The following is a 1,506-nucleotide window of genomic DNA, read 5'->3' as shown; positions in this document are numbered from 1 at the left end:
GATCACCGTGATCGACCCCAAAACCACACTGATCGGAAAGATCCGGGGTCCACACGTGCGCGCCTATGCCTACACCGCCGACGACGTCGATGCGGTGATCGCCGCGTTGACCGCCGAACTGCGGGATCGCCTCCCCCCGTCGGGTCTGACGCAGGAGGAGCTGCTCAACCTCAAGGCGTGGGACGGCCCGCGCCAGTTCGTCCTGATCGACGACGAACACGAGCTCAGGCCGCACAATCAGGTGGTGAAACCGGCAGCGACTGCGCCGCTGCTGCCACTGATCGAGCGCAGTCGGCAAGTCGGTCTGCACGTGATAGCTGCGCGGTTGCCTGGCAACTGGGCCGGTCAAGTCGTGATGAATCCGTTCCTGCAGAAAATGACGGGATCTCGGTCACCGACCTTGTTCATGGACAACGATCCGGCAAATGTGAAGGTTTTCGCGCGGATCAGCGCTCATCAGTTGCCGCCCGGGCGTGGCCTATTGGTCACCACCGAGGGCGATATCGAGGGAGTGCTGGTGGGGACACCCGAAGCGGGTGAATAGCTATTTCATTCGCATTGCGAAGTTCGCATGTACGTAGAAAGATCTGGTAATCCCGCAGGGGTGCGCTGCGGATCAGAACACGGGAGACAACATGTCGATGTTCGATGTTTCACCGGAGGCCGTGAACCTGTCCTCGTTGACGGAGTCGGTGGTCACCGGGGAGATGGCGGCCACCACGGCGGCTGGTTCTGCGGCCTTGACCGGCGTAGTGCCGATGGCTGCGTCCGCGGATGACGTGGCGTTCGCGTCGGCAATGGCCGGCGCCGGCGGCACCTACCTCGGCGTGGCCGGGGCACACTTCGGACAGCGGGCGTCGTATGCGACCGGGCAGAGCATGTCGTCGATCAGCTATGTGCTTCAAGAGCTGATCAGCGCCGCCAAGTTCTCGTTCTAGGCGCGGCATGCCACTCGACCCACGATGGGTCGCTGCGCCGCCCGAGATCGTCGCGCTGATTTTTGAGGGTGGTCCCGGCCCGGAATCGATCGTCGCCTACGCCGCGGTGATGGCCACCGAAGCGGCCAGTCATCAAATGGGAATGGCGGTCTCCGCAACCAACATCGCGACCACCAGCGCGTCGTGGACAGGTCTTGCCGGTACGGCGAACGTGGCCAGGGGAACCGCGCTCAACACGGGCGGGCTGGAGCCGCTGGCGGCACACTGCGCCAAACATGTGATGCTCGCGCAAGCCGCAGTGGACGCCTACACGATGGCCTCACCGTCGGTCATTCCATCGGTGGCGTGCCAGGCGAATCGGGATCTGTGGGGCGTGCTGAACGCGACCAACTTCTTCGGCCAAAACACCCCGGGAATCGTGTCGCAGGACATTCAATATTTCGGCGATTACTGGCCGCAGAATTCCAGCGTCGGCCTCTTATATGCCACCACCTTGGGCTCGATCGCGGCCGCGGCTGCCGTTCCGCCGCCGGCCGTCGCCGGTGACGTGGCGCCGGCGGGCCTGGGC

Annotated in this window: 2 protein-coding genes and 1 pseudogene; all 3 read left to right on the top strand. The window is 64.1% G+C overall.

Features of this window, described 5'->3' with window-relative positions:
• Positions 1–544: pseudogene (locus WAN02_RS02525) on the top strand (type VII secretion protein EccC); the annotation flags it as partial.
• 91 nt (positions 545–635) lie between these two features.
• A complete protein-coding gene (locus WAN02_RS02520) occupies positions 636–938 on the top strand; it encodes a hypothetical protein (protein WP_422262542.1) in 303 nt (100 codons plus the stop codon).
• A gap of 7 nt (positions 939–945) precedes the next feature.
• Positions 946–1,506: PPE domain-containing protein (locus WAN02_RS02515; protein ID WP_422262540.1), on the top strand; the 561-nt coding region annotated here is incomplete at its 3' end.

The sequence above is a fragment of the Mycobacterium sp. genome, assembly GCF_049281135.1.
Lineage (GTDB): Bacteria > Actinomycetota > Actinomycetes > Mycobacteriales > Mycobacteriaceae > Mycobacterium.
The sequence above is the reverse complement of the archived record's forward strand: the minus strand, read 5'-3'. Positions and strand labels throughout refer to the sequence as shown.